The sequence below is a fragment of the Bartonella senegalensis OS02 genome (assembly GCF_000312545.1).
Taxonomy (GTDB): domain Bacteria; phylum Pseudomonadota; class Alphaproteobacteria; order Rhizobiales; family Rhizobiaceae; genus Bartonella; species Bartonella senegalensis.
Window position 1 is genome coordinate 228,645 of sequence record NZ_HE997541.1, and the last position, 19,873, is coordinate 248,517.

At 46.8% G+C, this 19,873-nt stretch carries 20 protein-coding genes; all 20 read left to right on the forward strand.

Annotated elements, in window-relative coordinates; genetic code table 11:
* Positions 1-12: 12 nt before the first annotated feature.
* The 20 genes from BN200_RS05510 to BN200_RS05605 all read left to right on the forward strand — a co-directional run bounded on the left by BN200_RS05510 (position 13) and on the right by BN200_RS05605 (position 19,858).
* Positions 13-1,614, forward strand: a complete 1,602-nt coding sequence (locus BN200_RS05510; protein WP_019221547.1) for a DUF935 domain-containing protein — start codon at positions 13-15, stop codon at positions 1,612-1,614.
* Positions 1,607-2,812 (forward strand): phage head morphogenesis protein, encoded by a 1,206-nt coding sequence (locus BN200_RS05515; protein WP_019221548.1) that lies wholly within the window; start codon positions 1,607-1,609, stop codon positions 2,810-2,812. Before BN200_RS05510 ends, BN200_RS05515 begins: the two co-directional genes overlap by 8 nt.
* 448 nt (positions 2,813-3,260) lie before the next feature.
* The gene (locus BN200_RS05520) at positions 3,261-4,319 is read left to right on the forward strand and encodes a phage protease (protein ID WP_019221549.1); all 1,059 of its coding nucleotides are present in this window, start codon (positions 3,261-3,263) and stop codon (positions 4,317-4,319) included.
* On the forward strand, positions 4,316-4,657 hold the full coding sequence (locus BN200_RS05525; protein ID WP_019221550.1) for a hypothetical protein: 342 nt from the start codon (positions 4,316-4,318) through the stop codon (positions 4,655-4,657). Before BN200_RS05520 ends, BN200_RS05525 begins: the two co-directional genes overlap by 4 nt.
* A gap of 12 nt (positions 4,658-4,669) precedes the next feature.
* Positions 4,670-5,635, forward strand: coding sequence for a major capsid protein (locus BN200_RS05530; protein ID WP_034989110.1), 966 nt, complete (start codon positions 4,670-4,672; stop codon positions 5,633-5,635).
* 12 nt (positions 5,636-5,647) lie between these two features.
* Positions 5,648-6,073, forward strand: a complete 426-nt coding sequence (locus tag BN200_RS05535; RefSeq protein WP_019221552.1) for a gp436 family protein — start codon at positions 5,648-5,650, stop codon at positions 6,071-6,073.
* A gap of 1 nt (position 6,074) precedes the next feature.
* Positions 6,075-6,569, forward strand: a complete 495-nt coding sequence (locus BN200_RS05540; protein WP_019221553.1) for a phage virion morphogenesis family protein — start codon at positions 6,075-6,077, stop codon at positions 6,567-6,569.
* Complete coding sequence (locus tag BN200_RS05545; RefSeq protein ID WP_019221554.1) at positions 6,566-7,126, forward strand: hypothetical protein; 561 nt, start codon at positions 6,566-6,568, stop codon at positions 7,124-7,126. The genes BN200_RS05540 and BN200_RS05545 overlap by 4 nt, the downstream gene beginning before the upstream one ends.
* Positions 7,123-7,716, forward strand: coding sequence for a phage baseplate assembly protein V (locus BN200_RS05550; RefSeq protein WP_019221555.1), 594 nt, complete (start codon positions 7,123-7,125; stop codon positions 7,714-7,716). Before BN200_RS05545 ends, BN200_RS05550 begins: the two co-directional genes overlap by 4 nt.
* A 12-nt stretch (positions 7,717-7,728) precedes the next feature.
* Positions 7,729-7,911: a hypothetical protein gene (locus tag BN200_RS05555; protein WP_019221556.1), complete on the forward strand. Its 183-nt coding sequence runs from the start codon at positions 7,729-7,731 to the stop codon at positions 7,909-7,911.
* 3 nt (positions 7,912-7,914) lie between these two features.
* Complete coding sequence (locus BN200_RS05560) at positions 7,915-8,301, forward strand: GPW/gp25 family protein (protein WP_019221557.1); 387 nt, start codon at positions 7,915-7,917, stop codon at positions 8,299-8,301.
* Entirely contained in the window at positions 8,288-9,154 is an 867-nt protein-coding gene (locus BN200_RS05565; protein WP_019221558.1) for a baseplate J/gp47 family protein, read from the forward strand. The genes BN200_RS05560 and BN200_RS05565 overlap by 14 nt, the downstream gene beginning before the upstream one ends.
* Complete coding sequence (locus BN200_RS05570; RefSeq protein WP_019221559.1) at positions 9,154-10,260, forward strand: phage tail protein; 1,107 nt, start codon at positions 9,154-9,156, stop codon at positions 10,258-10,260. The genes BN200_RS05565 and BN200_RS05570 overlap by 1 nt, the downstream gene beginning before the upstream one ends.
* A gap of 1 nt (position 10,261) precedes the next feature.
* A complete protein-coding gene (locus BN200_RS05575) occupies positions 10,262-13,405 on the forward strand; it encodes a DUF4815 domain-containing protein (protein WP_019221560.1) in 3,144 nt (1,047 codons plus the stop codon).
* Between the two features lie 14 nt (positions 13,406-13,419).
* Positions 13,420-14,715: a Bgr_08870 family protein gene (locus BN200_RS05580; protein WP_034989171.1), complete on the forward strand. Its 1,296-nt coding sequence runs from the start codon at positions 13,420-13,422 to the stop codon at positions 14,713-14,715.
* Between the two features lie 9 nt (positions 14,716-14,724).
* Positions 14,725-14,967, forward strand: coding sequence for a hypothetical protein (locus tag BN200_RS05585; RefSeq protein ID WP_019221562.1), 243 nt, complete (start codon positions 14,725-14,727; stop codon positions 14,965-14,967).
* Positions 14,968-15,142: 175 nt separating this feature from the next.
* Positions 15,143-16,432: a phage tail sheath C-terminal domain-containing protein gene (locus BN200_RS05590; RefSeq protein ID WP_019221563.1), complete on the forward strand. Its 1,290-nt coding sequence runs from the start codon at positions 15,143-15,145 to the stop codon at positions 16,430-16,432.
* The gene (locus tag BN200_RS05595; RefSeq protein WP_019221564.1) at positions 16,429-16,947 is read left to right on the forward strand and encodes a phage major tail tube protein; all 519 of its coding nucleotides are present in this window, start codon (positions 16,429-16,431) and stop codon (positions 16,945-16,947) included. Before BN200_RS05590 ends, BN200_RS05595 begins: the two co-directional genes overlap by 4 nt.
* Positions 16,948-16,976: 29 nt before the next feature.
* Positions 16,977-17,390 (forward strand): hypothetical protein, encoded by a 414-nt coding sequence (locus BN200_RS05600; RefSeq protein ID WP_019221565.1) that lies wholly within the window; start codon positions 16,977-16,979, stop codon positions 17,388-17,390.
* A gap of 131 nt (positions 17,391-17,521) precedes the next feature.
* A complete protein-coding gene (locus BN200_RS05605; RefSeq protein WP_019221566.1) occupies positions 17,522-19,858 on the forward strand; it encodes a phage tail tape measure protein in 2,337 nt (778 codons plus the stop codon).
* Positions 19,859-19,873: the final 15 nt, after the last annotated feature.

A 19,873-nucleotide genomic window follows, 5' to 3' on the forward strand; every position in this document is an offset into this window, starting at 1 on the left:
TAGGATGCTGAGATGGTAAAACTGGTTGATCAATGGGGAAAAGCCCTTCATATAAAGGGATTGGAGCGGGAGGTGGCAATCCCAAGCATTGGCGGTGTTCGTGATGTGTGGTCACAAACTATTGTGAGTGGTTTAACACCTGCCCAACTTGCCGATATTTTGCAACAGGCAGCACGGGGGCATCCAGAGCAGTTTTTCCAACTTGCTGATGATATGGAAGAGCGTGATTTGCATTATCGTGCGGTGCTGGGCATGCGTAAAAATGCCCTCACGGGGGTGGAGCCTGGGGTGATTGCGGCAAGCAACAGTGCATTGGACAAAAAGATTGCTGATGCGGTGCGCGAGGTGATTAGCGCGCCGACTTTTGTTGATGATTATGTGGCGGATTTGTTAGATGCTTTGGGCAAAGGCTATGCGGTTGTTGAGACCTTGTGGGACAAGAGTGCTAAGGAATGGTGGCCGGTTGCTTGGCGGTGGCGTGACCAGCGGTTTTTTCAATTGGATCGGCGAGATGGCTTTCATCTGCGTTTAAAAGAAGAGGGGTCTCTTTATGGAAGTGAATTGCCTGCTTATAAATTTTCTATTCACCGCCCAAAGTTGAAAAGTGGCTTGCCTATTCGTTCTGGGCTTGCCAGACTTGCGGCTTGGGCATTTTTGTTTAAGTCTTATACCTTGAAGGATTGGATGGCTTTCTTAGAAGTGTATGGCATGCCTTTGCGTGTGGGCAAATATGGGGCAAGTTCTTCTGAAGCAGAGCGGCGGGTTCTTATTCAAGCGGTACGTGATTTATCCAGTGATGCGGCGGCGATTATTCCCAAAGAGATGGAGATAGAGTTTATTGAGGCAGCTGGGGGCAGTGGCAATGCGGTTTTTGCCGCAAAGGCGGAATATTTAGATCGACAGATCTCTAAAGGGGTGTTGGGGCAAACGATGACGACGGATGATGGGTCGTCTTTTTCGCAAGCGCGCATTCATGAAAATGTCCGCCATGATATTGCCAGAGCTGATGCGCGGCAATTGGCTTTGACGGCTAATCGTGATTTGATTGTACCCTTTGTTGAGATTAATTTTGGGCGCCAAGAGCGCACTCCCCTTGTCTATTGGCCGATTTCGGAAAATGAAGATATTAAAGCCATTAGTGATGCGCTGCAAAAACTTGTGCCTCTAGGATTGCGTGTTGGGGCGCAAGAGGTGCGCAATAAGATTGGCTTTTCGCACCCAAAAAGGGGCGAGGATGTTTTAAGGGCTGCTTCTCTTAGGCCTAATGATGAGAGGGGACAAAAGGATGATGCGGGGCAACAAAAAGCTCATGTTTGTGCTGATTGTGGGGGTGCTTTTGATGTTTGTGTGACAAGAAAAGAAGGGGTGGAAAAAGAGCAGGGTGGAAAACATCACGACGAATTGGATCGGCTTTCGAGTGAGGCTTTAAGTGACTGGGAAGAGGATTTAGAACCCCTTTTAGAGCCTTTTAAAAAGCTTGTGAGAGAGGCTAAAAGTTATGAGGATATCCTCGAAGGCTTAGATGAATTGTTAGGCGAGATGGACCATCATGCCTTGGCAGCACGCTTGGCAAAGGTGCAAATGATTGCGCGGGGACTGGGGTATCATGGATGAGGAACTTTTTAAAACGGCACCTCAAGAGGTCACCCGTTATTTTGCCGCCAAAAATATTGTTCCAAGCTTTGATTGGCGTGATGTGGCAGCAGAAGAGCATGCCTTTTCCTTTACGGTGGCAAAATCGGTAGGCTATGACATTTTAGAGGATTTTAAACAAGCGGTTGGAGATGCCATAAAGCATCACGTTCCTTTTCAGGATTTTCAAAAAAATTTAATGCCGATTTTACAGGAAAAGGGCTGGTGGGGGAAAAAGACCAGCATTGACCCGAAAACGGGTGAAAAGAGTGTGGTGCAATTGGGCAGCCCGCGGCGTTTAGAAACGGTCTATTGGGCTAATACCATGAGTGCCCATGCGGCAGGTGAATGGGAACGTACGCAAAATAATAAAGAGTTTTTACCTTATCTGACCTATGCGTTGTCGAGTTCAGAACATAAGCGTTTAGAACATGAAAGTTGGGTGGGTTTTACGGCACCGGTTGATGATCCCATTTGGGATTGGCTTTATCCGCCCAATGGTTGGCGGTGTAAATGCAGTGTGCGGCAGGTAAGCCGTTATGAGGCGGACAATTTAGGCTATGAAGAGGGTGCAGCGCCACCCCATGTGGAGGAGCGGGTTTGGCGCAATAAGCGGACGGGGCGCGTTGAAAAGATACCAAAGGGAATTGATCCTGGATGGCATTCTAATCCTGGAAAACATCGTGCACAAAATTTAAGCAATTTTTTGAGTGATAAAGTCTCTGTCATGGAGGACAATCGCAAGCGCATTGCTATTGAAGATATTGTGGGCTCACCGCTTTTGGAAGCGATGTTTGAAGGTCGTATGCCGCGTGGATTTCTTCCCATAGCCCCGATGATAAAAAAAGTGCGTGATGTTTTTGGTGGGGACAATTCTCTTATTCGTTTATCTTCAGACAGTGTGAAACATATTTTGTTAGAACATCAAGCGCGTGCTCTTCACTTGGAGGATTTTCGGGGTGCTATTCAAACCTTCATAAAACCTTACGGTATCATCAGGCGAAAAGATACGCAGGGTGTTTTGTTTTTTGGGGAAAGTGGTGGGGCATGGTGGCGCTTTGCAGTCAAATGGGTGGCAAGCAAACAAGAATGGTGGCTGACTTCTATGCATAAAAAGAGCTTTCGTGAAATTCAACGTTTGTTACATGCTGCTGAAAAGAAGGATGAACGGTTGTTGTAAAACGAACAGCGGAAAACTTTGTTGGTGTTTGTGAGAAGAAGCGGTGTGAGGGGAAAATGAGAAGGCGTGGAGGGCGGTCAACTCCTCGCAGATCCGGCAAAGCCGTCCTGGCAAAACTGGCTCACGCCTCGCGAGCACTCTAACAGTTTAAACGTTCAAAAGCAATCTTTAAAAAAATGCGCCTTGAGAGAGGCTTTTTGTATGGAGTGATAGATTTGTACCTCTAACTTCACAACGGCGCTCTATCGCCTTTGAAGTGCCTTTGAAAACGATTTTATGAGAGGGTTTGGTATTGGGGTTTCTCTCATAAGCTAGAAGCAAGTGAAAAAAGTGTTTTTAAAGTGCTTTTTTAAAGAAGTGCTCTTTTGACTGACACTGTCAGACTTATAAGGTGAAGGGGTTTCATGCATTGTATTGCCAATGATAATTGTAAAGCAATAGGCAATGTATGGAGCAAGAATTTTACGAAGATCAAAAAGAAGGGCAGGCTGAGATATGTCATGATGAGACATTTCATGGCAAGTTTATTGATCTTTGCTCAGACGTTTTATGCCAAGACGGCACCGTTAGCCAAGCACCGGAATGGGTTGAGCTGTTGCCCAAAGCGCCAAATGTGAAGGCCCGTGATGGACGAGAATGGCATTATAGTCCGCAAAGGATTTTAAAGGCTTTTGCAGCCAATAAAGGACCGCTTGTGATTGATTATGAGCATGGGCAACATCACAGAGCGAGGAACGGCTTGGAAGCGCCTGCCAGCGGTTGGATTGAAGAACTCGCAGAACGGGATGGTGCGATTTGGGGTCGGGTTAAATGGACCGATATGGCAGCTAAAAAGATTGTGGGGCGGGAATATCGCTATCTTTCCCCTGAGTTTCGTCATTCTAAAAATGGTGAGATTTTAAGTTTGGCAGGGGCAGGGTTGGTGAACCGTCCTGCTCTTGTGATGACGGCTTTAAGTCGTGAACACCCTTTAACACCCCCTTTGATACCTCTTGTGGTGTCCCCAACAACCTTGACGGAGAAAATGATGGATTTAACAGCCATTGCCAGTGCTTTGGAGCTGGCAGAAGATGCAAAACCTGCAGAAATTTTAGCAAGCATTACAGCGCGCGAAAAAGAACGGGTGGAATTAAATGCCCAATTAACAAAAGCGCGAGAAGATCTAGCGCTTTTGCGCGAAGAGCAAAAAAAGGCAACGATTGAGAGTCTTTTAGACAAAGCGATTGAAGAGGGCAAGATTTTGCCGGCTGCACGTGAAGACTATCGTGCGCTTTGTTGCCTTGAAGGGGGCCTGGACCATTTTCAAACTTTGGTTGAGAAATTGCCCGTTCTCGCATCGACAAGCTCTTTAGAAACATGTGCCTTGGTGCAAGAACCAAAACTTGCGCCAGAAGAGATTGCACTTGCCGCACGCCATTATCAACAAGAGCAGAAAGCACAAGGCTTCGACATCACCATTAGCCAAGCGGTTGATTATATTTATGAACAAAAGGAACGCCAATCATGAGTACGACGATTTTGATGAAATCTTTTCGCGCTTTTGCAGAGATCTCTCCTTACTTTATTGTTGCAGCGCGCAGTGATGGAATGGTGGCAACAGCTTCTGGGAAGGCTGATAAATTATTAGGGAGTGCGGGCTCTTGTGGAGCCAAGGCTGGCGAAATGATCGATGTTGGTCAATGCGGTTGGGGCGAAGTGGTGTGTGGAGGCAATGTTTCCTTTGGAGACTTTTTAACCTCTGACCCCAAGGGGCAAGCCATTAAGGCAGAAGCGGCAGACCGCACCATTGGCATTGCCATGAGTGATGGTTCTGTTGGTGATGTTATTTCTTTTAAAATTAATTAATCGAGGCTTATGATGAACAGACCTTTTCCCATTGATCCAACCCTTACCGCTATTGCTATTGGGTATCGCAATCCAGCAGGTTCTCTTATTGGCGATAAAGTTTTGCCCCGTGTTTGTGTTTTAAGTGAAGTGTTTAAATATAGTGAATTTCCCTTGGCGGAAAGTTTTACGGTGCCTGAACTTGAAATTGGGCGTAAAGGACGCCCGAATGTGGTGGAATTTTCTGCCTTTGAACGGGAAGCCAGTGTGAGAGATTACGGGCTTGATGACCTTATTCCCAATTCAGATATTGAAGCAGCAGCCCGCGCACGGGCAGAAAAGCGCTCTCGTTATAACCCTGAAAAGACCGCTGTAGAGGGGCTTGCCAATTTGCTGGAATTGGGGCGTGAAGTGCGCGTTGCAGAACTTGTGCAAGACAGCAAAAACTATGCACCAGAGCGGGTGATGACCCTTAAGGGTGAGAATAAATTCAGTGATTATGACAAATCAGATCCTTATGCCACCTTAGATGAGGCGAAGGATAAAGCTCTCGTCTATACACCCAACACCATTGTCATGGGTAAAGTTGTTTGGTCAAAACTCAAACGTCATCCCAAAATCATCAAAGCCGTTAAGGGGGGTGGCACTGCTGATGGTTTTGTCACCAAGGCGCAATTTGCTGATTTGATGGAGATCGATCCCAATCGTTTATTGATTGGTGAATCGCAAGTGAATTTAGCTCGCAAAGGACGCACAGCGCAATTGGCACGCGTTTGGGGCAATAAGATCGCTCTGCTTTACATTGATCCGACCAAGCAACAAGCAGATGGTTCGGTCATCAGTTGGGGCTTTAGTGCTCAGTTGGGTGAGCGTATCTCTGGGGTGATCCAAGACCCCGATATCGGTTTATCGGGTGGTAAACGGGTGCGTGTGGGTGAACGGGTCTGTGAATTGGTCGCCGCCAAAGATGCCGGTGTGTTGCTGCAAGATGTTGTTTAAGGAAAAGACTTAATGGCCTATGCAAGCAAAACATTGATTGAAGAGCTCTGGGGTGATGATTTCTTGAAAGACTTATGTGCTTTTGATGATGAGAAGTCTGATCCAGTGCTTTTCGATCAAGCCATTGCTCTTGCCCTCGAACAGGCAAGCGGTGAGATTGATGTGCATCTCTCTCATCGCTACTTGGTCCCCATTGCCGGACAGCCGGCGGCTCTTGGCATGATCTGTGTCAATATTGCTGTTTATAATTTAGCCATACGCCATACGGCACTGACCACCACCATTGAAGATCGCTACAAACAGGCGGTTGATTTACTAAAACGCATTGCAGAAGGCAAAGCGGGTTTGGGGGTCGATGAACCTAAAATTATGAGTGAAGATGGACCGCTTCGTGATGGGGCTTTTTTTCACGCAAAACCGCGTGTGATGGGAAGATAACATGTCTGTTTCAAGTCCTATTGAGATTAAAGAGACGGGGCTTGAAGCCGCTTTATCCTTTTTACAAAAGAGTGCCCATCCCCCGATGGGAACTCTAGCACAAGGGGTTGGACGCCTCATTCAAGAAAGCACAAGGCGGCGGATTCAAAGCGAAAAAACCTCCCCCCAAGGAGAGAAGTGGAAAAACAATTATGCTTGTTCCTCCATTCTTTATGCCAGTGGGGCGCTCTCACGCTCCATTGATATGAAAGCCTCACCAGAACAGGTGATTGTGGGCTCTGGGTTGGTTTATGCGCGGATTCATCAATTGGGTGGGGTCATTCGCCCGAAAAATGGCAAAACCCTGCGCTTTTTCTTGAAAAGCAGCAAGGCACAGCACTTTATTTGTGTGCCGCAAGTGACCATGCCGGCACGTGCCTATTTAGGGCTTTCAGAACACAATAAAGTGGAAATTGTCAAAGCAGCAGAGGATTGGCTGGAAAGGGTCTTTTCATGAGACAAGCTGTTGAGAGTCTGGGGCGCATCAATCAGTTTCGTGAGGCGGTGATAAAGAGCCTTAAACGCGCTCTGCCGGATGTGCGCGATTGTGCCTGTCAATTTGGGCGTTTTAACCTAGAAGAACTTGAAACACAGATGCTTGTTGCGCCAGCAATACGTGTTGCAGTGTTAGAAAGTCGTTTAAATCCTACGCCTTCTGGACAGATGAGTGCTGAGCTTCATTTAGGGGCTTTTATTATCACCACGGGCAAAGAGCGGGATATTTCCAGTTGGCTTTTGGCAGAAGCGATAGGGGTTTTATGCCATAGCGGGCAATTGTGGGGATTAACGCATTTGAGCGCCCCGCGGGATGTGGCAATTGACCCCATTATTTCTGCGGCGATTAAGCAGCGCGGTGTATCGATAAGCGTGGTGGAATGGCGTCAAGATTTGCATCATTTGGGGCAAGATATTTTTGCGGGTGAAGACAAACGACAACTTAAAGCTGGGTTGATCTCATGGGCTAATGAATCATGTGAGATGGGGCAAGCGTGTAACAATGAGGTGTTTTCATGAATGATGCGCATTTGTTGGGCAAGACCTTTCGACAAATCATGAAGCGCCTTGATGCGCTTGAACGCTGTCTTGCCAACCAGCACATGGTGGGGCGGGTGGCTGAAGTTAATGGGCATAAGGTGCGGGTGAAACTTTTCTCTAAAGGTGCCAATGGTCAAGCGGTTTTATCGCCTTGGCTACAAGCGCAAGAAGCGGCTGGTGCTGTTTCAAGCAATATGCCTTTAAACATTGGTGATCCGGTGCGCTTGTTAAACCCCCATGGCGAAATTGGCTCTGCTTCTCTGGTTGTACGCGATAGCTATAGCGATGATGCACAAAATCCAGCACGCTCTCCGCAAGAGCTTGCGCTTTGTTATGCGGGGGGCGCACTGCGGATGACTAAAGATGAACTTATTCTCTCCCATGGGGAAAACCAAATCCGTTTGAGTGCACAAGGTCTCATGCTTTGTCATCAATCAACCCGTGTTGAATTAACGGACTGCGTGCAGATTCAAGCAGAAGATTTGCAGCACAATCAAAAATCTGTTGGAGCAAGCCACAAACATGGTGGGGTCAAAATGGGGCCCTCCACAACCTCTAGCCCTCTTTAAAGGAGTTTTATGATGGGTGAGAAAACGTATGTTATTTTAACCAATGCCGATTTTGTGGCAGGTCAACGTTCACCGGGGAAGGGTGAGGAAATTCGTTTAAGTGAAGAGGCAGCGAAATATCCGCTTCTCCTTGGTCAGATTGCTGAAAAACCAGCCCCAACGGTTTCTCTTACAAAGACAACGAAGGGGGCTTAAGTCATGCGTTGTGGGGTGAGCGAAAAAGATGGCTCTCTCTTGTATGGCTTTGAACATTGCCAACAATCGATCCATAAATGTTTAATGACACGGATGGGAACACGGGTTTTGCGTCGCCATTATGGGTGTGATGTTAGAGAGTTCCAAGATGCCAATGCCAATCCTGCAACGATTTTACGTCTTTATCAAGCCATTGCCTGTGCACTCGATGATCCAGAATGCGGAGAGCCTGGGTTTTCGCTGCAGAGAATTGATTTGATCAAAGCAACGCGTGAGGGAACATTCCACTTTGTTTTAAGGGGCATTTTTTATCCCGATGGGCATTTGGGGGATTGGTCCCATGGGCAAGAGAGGCAATTTCCGCTAGAGGTCTCCTATGGCAGAGCTTGAACATTTACCCCTTCTACAGCTTCCGCTACCGCAAGTGATTGAAGAGCTTTCTGTTGAAAGGCTTTTGGAACAAAAGATCACGCGTTTGGTGGATGTTTTTGCCGCCCATCACATTCCTTATAATGTGGAAAAGACCGCTTATGATCCCGTGGTCATTCAATTACAAGCTGCCGCTTATGAAGAGTTGCTGTTGCGCCGGCGGATCAACGAGGTAGCACGGGATAATTTGCTGGAATTTGCGCGCGCTACAAGTTTAGACCATTTGGGGGATTTTCATGGGGTCACGCGCCTTTTAGATGAGGATGATGAACGTTTTCGCCGCCGCATTCGTTTGAGCCGGCAAGGACATTCCACAGGGGGTACAGCACCTCGCTATCAATATTTTGCTCTCTCTAGTGATATCCGTGTCAAAGATGCTTTTGTTTACCGTATGGGCAAAAGCCCGCTTATTCATGTGGCTCTTTTTAGTGATGCCCCTTCAGGAGTGGCCGATGAAGCTTTGATTGCTAAGGTGCAAAGAGCCCTTGATGACCCTCATGTTAAAATGACCAATGATACCCTCTTGGTCAAAAGTGCCGTACAGCGGGTGATTGATATTTCGGCTGACCTTTGGTTGTTACCCGGTGAGCGAGAACAGCTTTTAGAAAGGGCAGAGCAGAATTTAAGAGAAGAATGGGCGCGTGCGGGCAGGCTTGGGCGTGATCTGCCTTTAAGTTGGATCTTAAGCCGCCTGATGGTTGAAGGTGTCCATCATGTGGAGGTTACAAAGCCACAGGAAGATATTCTGGTTGCCCCGCATGAGGCGGTAGCACTAGGGAAAATTGCTTTATCATTACGGGGGCATGCTTATTGATGTCCGCGTTATTATTGCCCCAAAATTCAAGCTTGTTTGAACGCTGTTTGGCTGGGGCCATGGCTTTTTCCCCGCAAGTCAAAAGGGTGCTCGAAGATATTGTGCGTGCCAAATTGATTACGCGTCCCCCTTCTTGGTTGCCCTTCTTAATTGACGAATATGGTTTACAAGAACTCACCCCTTATTTCTCGAATTCTTATGATTTGATTGACCAGGGACTTGAATGGCAGCGAATACGTGGCTCTGTCGCTGCAATTGATAGGGGGCTTCAATGGCTTGGACTCTCAGTACACTTTACACCCGCGTGGTCAGAGCGTGCATGGTGGAATTCCTTCCAACTCGAATTTGATCAATTGCCTGAACGAGGTAATCTTGAGTCTATTGAAGCGATTGTCGAGCTTTCCAAAAGCTTGCGCTCTGATTTTCGCCGCGGTGTCACTGGGTATGATGTGGGGGCTATGCAAGCCAATATGTCAAAGCTTGATGACAGTATGCTGGATTTTGAGAGTGGCATCCGCTTAACCGCTGGAGAAACATTGTTTTCCTTTGGACGCACAACAGAAATCAATCACGTTCTCACAAAAGAAGAAGGCAAACGCATTGGCAACTGGATTGATGATGGTGACGAAGAGTTAAGCTGGGACCAAATTGATTATCCATGGGATTTGGCAAATTTTCCTTGGTGTTCGGTGAAAAAACATGAACGCGATATCTTGATGACAGAATGGTTCCAAAACCGCACGCTTTATTTGGCTTTAAGAGATAAAGACGACGCTCTGATTGGCTATCGCCGATGCTATGCTGTCCAGCCTGTCGAACAAGCTTTGGAGGGTATTTACAGCCATTGTGGCAACAGATTTAATCCCTCGAAAACAGGGACAATGCTGTTTCTTGCAGCGCGCACCGATTTTAAGGATGTTGAAGACAAACAAGCCGCCTCTGTTTCCCTCCTCGTTCATGGCACGCCAGCAGAGCAGACACCTCCAGGCAAACTTTGGTGTGACGAGGGTGAACTGAATGGGGGTGTAGAGATCCTTAAAACACCCGTCGATATTCCTTTACGCGCAGATGTTCGCGAACAATTCAAGATTTTATTGAGGTTTTAATATGAAACATGAAAGTGGCTTACCCTTTGCAATCGATAGATCTGTTGGCAAAGAGGAACAACAAAGCGTTGTGTTTTATGGACAGCGCCCTTTTCTGCAAGCAGGAGAACTCAATGAAGTTCAAACCATCATAAGGGGGCGCCATAACCGTTTGGGGCGCCTTGTGGCACAAGAAGGAGACCGCGTTGAACGGGCGGACGCCTTTGTCAATAAAGATACAAAGACGGTCACTTTAACAGAGGGCAAGATTTATATCGCCGGCGATATCTTTCCGGTCTCGCAAGCCCTCTTAGAGAATGTTTCCATGGTAGGACGCGTGGAAATCGGTGTGAAGCTGCAAAAAAGCTGGGTAACTCATGAAGATGATCCACAGCTCTTGGGGCAAGTTCCAGGCACTTTAGCAGAAGGAGAGCCTGGTGCTGCCCGTGAGGTGGCAAAACTTGTCTGGGCTCTCAAAGATGATGGACAGCAAGGAACATTCTTTCCGGTTTATATTTTGCAAGATGGTGTTCTGATCGATCAAAAATCACCCTCACTGCTTGAACCCGCCATGCAAGCTATTGCAACCTATGACCGCGCCCATGGGCATTATATCGTGGGTGGTTGCCGTGTCACAGCTTTGGGCCAAGAGGGACAAAGGCAAGTGTTCAGTATTCAAGAAGGAGAAGCCAATATCAATGGCTTTAAACGCAAACGCTTAGCCGCTTTGCGCCATGAAGAGGTGGAAGACTTTTCGACAAGCGCGGTTCCTAGTGAAACCCATATTTTTGCACCCAAAAACCAAGAAAAAAGCTTTACCTTTAAAACCTATTATGCACCCATTGCGACTGTTCATTCCATTTTGTTGACCAAAGAAAAAACCGTCACACTCACGCGCGGGGCTGTAGCATCTGGGCGTGATGGCGTTCCTGACAAAAGTATCACTTCTTTTCTTAAAATTGTGCAAGGAGGCAAGGAATTTAAAGAAGGCGAGGACTTTAAAAAAACCGGTGACACCATTGATTGGGCACCTGTGGGGGATGAACCACTCCCTGGCAGTAGCTATACGGTGACCTATCAATACCGCGCAAGTGTGAAGGCTGATAAAGTCACAGCACAAGAAATCACTGTCTCAGGAGGTGCGACGAGCGGTGATATTATCGTGAATTACTCTTACAAACTCCCCCGCATTGACCGTATTGGGCTGAATACTGGGGGCAATGTGGTCTATATCAAAGGGGTTTCGGCAGACCAACCCATGGCGCCAAGTGTTCCTGATGATGTGCTCTCTCTTGCCACTATTACCAATAATTGGCTTGAAACACCCCTTGTGATCAATGATGGCACGCGTGTTGCCCCTTATGATGAGATGTGGCGCTATTTTCAACGGGTGCTTTCCCTTGACCGTCTCATGCAATTAGAGCGTATTAAAAGCAATGTGGATTCTAAAGAGCCCGTTGCTAAAAAAGGCATGTTCGCTGATCCTTTTCTCGATGACAGTTACAGAGATGAAGGTTTTGAACAAACAGGGGCTGTGGGAAACGGTATTTTACAGCTTGCTATTGATCCAACATTTTACACCGCTCATCTAACCGAACCTGTCACGCTTGACTGGAGCAATGAAGTGATCATTGCGCAAGAATTGACAACCGCTTGTGAAAAGATCAATCCTTATCAAAATTTTGCGCCTCTCCCTGGAACCATCACCCTTACCCCCGCAACAGACTTTTGGCATGTTGAGCGCACCGATTGGCTCTCCAGTGTGACCAATCAACTCAATATGGGCTGGAACCGTGGGAGAAGCATCGTTAAGACAGAAGTGCGTGATGATTTGGTGAATACAACGAGGGAGCAAATCGACTTTTTAAGACAAATTAAGCTGAACTTTAAGATTGAAGGCTTTGGCAGTGGCGAAATCTTGGACAATCTTACCTTTGATGGCGTGAATGTCTTGCCAACAAGCCGCCTTGTTGCCGATGCCAAGGGGGTCATAGAAGGAACCTTTACCATTCCTAAAAATATTACCTCTGGGACAAAGAATGTTATCGCACGAGGCAGAGGAGGAACAACAGCAACGGGACTTTTTACTGGTCAAGGGATGATTGATGTGAAGGTGATGCGGCGCACCACCACGGTAAAAATCTGGACACAAGTAGACCCGCAAGCGCAAGTCTTTACCCCCGATGAAACACGACAAATAACGGGCATTGATTTCCATCTTTGTAAAATAGGCAATCAAAACCATGATCTCGTCATTGATTTGGTCACTACTGAAAACGGCTATCCCACGGCTGATATTCAAGCCCAAACCTCCTATTCCATGAAGGGTGCAAAGGTAGGATGGGCTGGCGCACGCTACGCTGTTCCTTTGTTAGTGCCCAATGACCGCCTCACTGCTTTTGTCATTAAAACTGATGATGGGGATCATTCCCTCTCACTCGCCAAACTTGGGGATTTTGATCAAGAGCATCAAAGGTATGTTTCAAGCCACCCTTATGTAACGGGTCCGCGCTTTTCTTCTGTTAATGCGCAGAGTTGGACAGCGCACCAAGATGAAGCCTTGGCATTTCGGGTGTTGGCTGCCCGCTATACGCAAACAGAAAAAACGGTGGATTTAGGCACCTTTGATCTTGTGGACTGCTCTGATTTGCAAATCCGTGCTGCCGTTGAATTGCCTTCAAGCGATTGTTCTGTTGTGTTTGAAATTGAACGCAATAATGGCACGGTTTATCAATTGCTGCCCTTTCAATTGCTTAGTCTAACTGAATATATCAGTGAAAAAGTTCAACTTCGCGCCATTCTCAAAGGCACAGAGAAGCTCTCCCCCGTCTTATTTTCCCCGGTTCAGTTGATTGCAGGAAAGATTCACAGGCAAGCAACCTATATCACAAGAGCTTTTGCCTTTGGGGAAAAGGCAAGATTGACCAGCTATATCAAAACCTTCTTGCCGGGCGGTTCCTCTTTCACCCTCGAGATGCAACTGGATGATGGTACCTTTGTCCCTTTAAAACTGGATGAGACAGAACAACTCTCTGAACCGCTCCTCACAGAGCGCAAATTTATCAGTGGTGACAAAACAGGAAGGCAAGCACGCCTTAAACTTACCCTTACTGGTGGACCTGCTGCACGCTCCATGGTGTGTGATTTTGGTGCCGGCATCATATGATGGGAGAACGAAAAATGACTAAAACCAAAAAACTCGATATGGAATTGCCCAAAGAAGGACGTTTTATCAGTTCTGAATTTCCAATCTTGCGTGATAACCTCAATAAACTTGATCAAGCTCTTATAACTGTTGAGGAAAAGATAAACCAAAAAGCCCCTTTGCAACATATGCATACAATCAGTGATGTGACGGGTTTAGAAAGCGCTCTTAATGGCAAGATGTCCGCCGATAAAACCTTCACCTTTGCTGATTTAAGCGATATCGAGGGCGCAAAAGATGCCGCAAATAACTATGTGCTCTATAAAGCAGGCAACAATCATTTTACCTTTGGCAGTGCCGTTTCCTTATTAGGGGCACACAAACATAAAACAGAAGATATCGTGGGGCTTGATGACTTTAGAGCCAAGATTAACCAAGACCTCACAGCCTATGGTCGTCTAGCCAGCCCCAATGAATGGCAAAGTTATAATAAATTTACCAGCAAAGTCACCATTGGCGGCGATTTGGAACTCTTGAGCAATTCATCATTGAACCTTACCCATAATGGTGAAGTGGTGACACGTTTAAGTGCAACGGGAAGTACATTGAAGGGACCACTTAAAGTTGATGGTGAAGCTGTTTATACCAAGTCACAAGTGGATCAATTAATAGCTTCATTCGTCAAACAACCTGTCGAAATCCTCATGACAGAAAGTGGTCCTATACCCTTTCCTGAAGGTGTTAGTGATGACACAGAGGTAGAAATATGGGCATGGGGTGGTGGCGGAGGTGGTGGCTTTAGTAACAGTGGTGGTGGAGGCGGTGGCGGTTGCGTTCGTGTTCAAATTAAGGGATCTCAGTTAAGACGTTCAAGAAGTGCCCAAATTGGGCGTGGTGGTAATAGTGGTGGTGGTGGTGCTACAATTATTCAAGGAATTGTCAAGGCAGGTGGAGGAGGTGGTGGTGGAAATAATGGTGGGAGTGGAAGCGTTGGAGATGTTAATGGTAACGGTCGTGGAGGCAATGGTGGCAGCTACTATTCTGATAGCCCCAGTTTGAATGGAAGTGATACTACTTTCAACGGTGGTGGCGGCGGCTCTTATGGAAAAAAAGTAGGAGCTGGTGGACATGGTGGGGATTCTATTTTTGGTGGTGGCGGTGGTAGCAGCAGTGATATCGATGTAAAAGGAGGTTATAGTGGGAAAGGTGGAAATGGTGGAAGTAGTGGCAACGATAAAGCTGGTGGAGGTGGCGGCTATTTTCATGGAAAGAACGGTGACGAAGGCGGTGCCGGTGGTAACGGAGCAATATTGTTGAGATTTTTTATCTAGGAGCACTTCATGGAATATGCAGTTGTTGAAAAGGGTGTGGTGACAAATATTATTGTCGCATCAAAAGATTATGTTCACGCCTTTGATGGTGAAGCGATCCCTTCAAAGGAAGCACAAATTGGTTGGAGTTATAAAGACGGAATATTCTCTCCTCCCCTGTTGGATGAAAACAAAAAACAATCTGCATCCACGCAACCAGCAGAGAAAGACACAATCTTAGATCCACCTATAGGGGAGCCACAAAAAAGGTGAATAAGCTAAGTTATAGGAATGCTTGTTGTATAAAAGCTTAAAGGCTCATATGATCTTTAAAGTCCTTTTTAGAACTCTTTCAAAGCCCTTTTAAAGGGCTTTTTTGACTGACAGTGTCAGGCTTATGGAGTAGGGTGATGGTTGTTATTGTCTCTTCATTGATTTGGAGAGCAAAATGGCAACAGAATTTAATCATGGTATTCACCTCATTGAAGATGGTCAAGCTTCTCGCCCTTTGGAGATGTTTAGCCAAACCGCCATTGGGGCGGTTGTTACAGCCCCTGATGCGGATGCACAGACCTATCCCCTTAACGAGCCCGTGTTGGTCTTTACCCATGAGACAGAGAAAATCCAAAAGCTTGGGCAAAAAGGCACAGCCCTTGATGTTATCAATGCCGTGCGCGCGCAAGGAATTGAGGCACAAGTGATCCTTGTGCGGGTGGAGGAAAAGTCAACCATAGCTGAGACCCAAACCGAAATGGTGGGGTCAAGTGTTGCTTTAACCGGTGTTCATGCCCTAGCGCATGCACGAGGGCATTTAGGTGTGGAACCTGGAATTCTCTTAGCACCAGCTTATAGTGCAGGGCGCCTTGATAATGCTAAAAATCCGCTAGCAGATGCTCTAGAACAGGTTGCCGAAAAGCTACAAGCCATTGCGGTGTTTGATACGGGGGGCAAAAATACGGAAGAAAGCCTTGCCTTTCGGGCGGATTTTTCCTCACGCTTTTGTTATCTGATTGATCCCTTTGTGCGGGTGGCAAATAGTGAGGGTAGTGTTAGTATTAAACCAGCAAGTCCTTTTGCAGCCGCCATGTTTATCAAACGGGACAAACAAAAGGGGGGTGTTTTTTGGTCCCCCTCTAACCAAGATGTCAAAGGTATTTTAGGCACAGCGCGCCCCATTAGCTATTTTGATGGGGAAATTGATCATGAGGCTAATCGTCTTAATCAAGCCGATATTGCCACCTTTATTCCCGCCCGCCTTAGCCAAAATGCGCAAGGGCAATTGGCTGCCAATGGACGCATTTTATGGGGCAATCACACCACCTCGAATGATCCACTCTGGCGCTTTGTCAATGTGGTGCGTACCCGCGCAGCCTTGGAAAAAACCATCATTAACAATTTACGCCCTTGGGCAAATGACGAAAATCTGACCGGCCAACATGTCATTGCCATTATTCGCAGCCTTACACAGTTTCTTGATGATATGATTGCCTGTGGAGCGCTTTTAGGGGGGCGGGTTTGGTTTGACCGTGATTTGAATTCAAACAGCAATTTGCAATTGGGCAAATTGCGGGTGGAATTTGATGCAGAAGAAGTCCCTCCTCTCGAAGATTTAAGCTTTGGCAGCCGGCGCAATGGCGCTTACTTTAATCGGCTCGCTGAAGATATCCAAAAGAAAATGACCCACACTTTTGGCGATACGCTTGAGGGTTATCGCAAGGCAGCAAGGAGTGATGTATGACTTTAAGAATTGTTCGTGGTTTTACCCTGATTGTTGATGATGATGTCAATCTTCATCTTGATCTTGAAACCCTCAAACTTCCCACGTTGGAAGAAATTACCGAAACCTATCAACCAGGGGGCTCTGACATGCAAATTGATGTGAGTGGTCTTGGTGTGAAAGCTTTGAACTTACAAATGAAGATCCACAGCCACACGCCCGAAATCATCGGTATCTTTGGTGGTCCTCCTGGTCTTCGTCATAAATTTACCGGCAAAAAACATGTGGTGTCTGAAGAAGATGGACGCGAGCATGAACATTCCATTGATGTCACGGGGCGTTTGGTCAAAGTCGATAGCGAAAGCTTAACGGCTGGAAAAGCCACAGGCTATGATTGCGAGATCAAAAATATTTGGGACTATACGGAATTTTGGGATGGTTCTGTTTTACACCGCTTTTCCTTTAAACGGGGTGGTTGGCTGGTGCGCAATGGACAAGAGATCGGTGGGCGCCGCCGCTCTATTCTCAATTTATAAGTTCTCATTAATATTGATAGGAATTTCTGATGACCAGTTTACAAGCAAGTGTTGAGGTGGAATTGCAGGTTCCCCTTGTTTATCAAGACAAGGATGGCAAAGAATCAACACGGCACAAATTGATCTTTTATCGCCCAAACTTCAAGCAAGCACGCCAATTAGCTGTGCTGATTGGACCACAGCTGGCAAAGTTACTTTTGCCCGCTGTAGAAGAGAATAAAATATCTTTGAGCAATGATATTCTCATTGCCAAGCTTTGTGAGGCTTTATTTACCCATGAAGCCATGGAAGGAATCGCCGCGCTTCTGGCAGAGATGTCTCATGAATCCGTTGAACTGATTAATCGTCTTGATATTGTTGATGTTGTGGCCGTGTTTAAGGTTTTTTTTGCTTTTTTTCCCAAACACCAATCCCCTATGTCGGACAATTTGGAGCCGAACTAGCCCTTTATTACCACTGGTCTCCTTTAGAAATCAATCAGATGGATTGGCTGGAAGTGATTGCCTATCGCGATGAATTAGTGCGCTTGAAAGCCCAAGAATATGAAAGCCAAATGTTAGGATAAGATGCGATCATGGATGTTTCTCTTGTTGTGCGTTTTGTGAATCATCTGCAAGAGGGGATCGCCTCTGCCAAGCGAGACTTAAGAGCCTTTAGCCTCGATATTGCGCATTTCCAAAACCAAACACGCCAGCATTTTAAAGGGTGGTTTGACCCTGAGCACTTGAAGGACTCTACAGAAAAAGCGCAAAATGCTTATATTCATGCACGTGGGCGCATGGTAGGCGCCATTGCCCAAACGGCAACCTTAATTGCGCCTCTCTATAAAGCCATGCAATTTGACCAATCGATGAAAGGCTTGGAAAAGGTTCTGGATGCCCCCCTTGATCGTTTAAAAGAATTACGCCGCTTTGCGCTTGAAACCTCTACCAAAATTCCTCTCGCCGCTCGTGAAGTTTTAGAACTGATGACCAGTGCCAGCCAAGCAGGGATTGGTGAACAAGATCTCGAGGCTTTTAGTATTTATGCCGCCAAAGCAGCGGTCGCCTTTGATATGACGGGGGACCAGATTGGGGAACGCTTTGCCAAATTGCGCAATGTCTTCAAGCTTAATCAGGCAGGCATTGAAGATCTAGGCGATGCCATCAATCATCTCTCCAATCACATGGCGGCAAAGGCAAGTGAAGTTACAGACTTTACCAATCGGGCCACCGGTGCGGCAACCATGTTTAAACTGACAGCCCGCGAAACCGCAGCCTTTGGGACGGCGATGATTTCTGCTGGGATTGTTCCAGAGAGTGCAGCACGTGGGTTTAACTCTATCAGTGCCCGTATTCAGGCGGGAGGCAAACATATTGAAGATGCCTTTAGTAATATTGGTCTCTCTCGCCAAAAATTCATGGAAGATTTGGAGAAAGATGCCACCGGTACCTTGGTGCGCTTTTTTGATGTGTTGGGCAAATCCGAACAGGGGATGCGTTCACTGATTGCCATTGCAGGACGCGACTTTACTGGGGATTTTGCTAAACTGGTGGGTAACCCCGAACTGTTAGGGCAAGCTTTAGAGTCTGTGAAAGACCCAAAAGTCTTTAAAGGCTCTGTCGAACAAGAGGCAGACAAACAAGCAACCGGTGCCATGCGGCAATTTGAACTGTTGCAAAACCGTATCGTGGCTTTAGGCATCACCATTGGTGAGGTTTTATTGCCCCATGTGAACAGTTTAATGGCGAGTGTTGGTGGTTTTTTAAACGTGCTGATGGCATGGGCTAATGAACACCCTGTTTTAACTAGTGTGATTATCAAAACCATTGCTGCCCTGATGGCTTTTAATATTGCTTTACGGGTTGTACGTTTTACCATGGCGGGAACCCGCCTTGGGGTCCTGCAATTGATTGCCTCTTTTATCAAGATGAGGGCTGTGAGCGGTGCGCTGAAGACAAGTTGGCGCGGGCTCTTGGCTTCAGGGCGCTCACTGGGTTTGCTTACCACAGGACTTGGGGCACGTTTCCTCAAACTTTTGCGCCCCATGACTTTACTGGTGGCTGCGTTCCAAGGGGTTGCCGTCTCAGGTGCAGCATTTGCGAGTAGCTTTGCTTGGATAGGAACAGCCATAGAAGTGGTTGCTGCTGGCATAGCCTCTGTTGTGGGGGCTGTTTTTAGCCCCGTAGGGGCTGTGATTACCGCTGTTGTGGCGATCATACTGGCTGCTGGTTTTACTTTGTGGAAATATTGGGATCGCTTTTCTTCCTTTGTCAAAGGATTTGCACGGGGGCTAATACGCGCTTTTGGGCGTGCCTTTGAGGCGGTTATGCGTTTTTTTGGTGCTGACACGGCAACCATCACACGTTGGAAAAACATCATTGCCGCTGCCTTTGATTTCTCTCAAACTTGGCAAAAATTCAAACAGGGTCTTTCCTCTATTGCTCAAAGCTTTGAAGGTTTGTGGGAGGGGATTAAACAAAACCTTTCCAATTTTTGGGGGTGGTTGGGAAGTTTTTTTACACAGGAAAAGCTTTCGCAGAGTGCTAAGGCGAGCATGGAACAAGCCGGTGAAGATTTAGCCAGTTGGATTGTTGATGGTTTTATGGGCCCCATCTCACAATTGACGGATTTTTGTCAATCTTTACCTCACCGCATAAAGGGGTGGATTGGGTCGATTGATTTAAGAGATTATTTACCAAGTTTTTTGGGAGGCAAAACAGCTATTCAACCGATTGTGCAATTTGCGGGGGTAGGGCATGGCCATAGCTCTGTTCCAGAAACAAAAGAGAAAGAGCGCGTCCCCATCACCCACCATCAAAATGTCACGGTGCATGTCAATGGCGCGCGTGATCCCATTGCAACTGGTTATGCGGTTCGCCATGCGTTGCAACGGGCAGGGGCCAATGCTTTGCACGGCGGAACAGAATGAGGGCAATAGAATGAG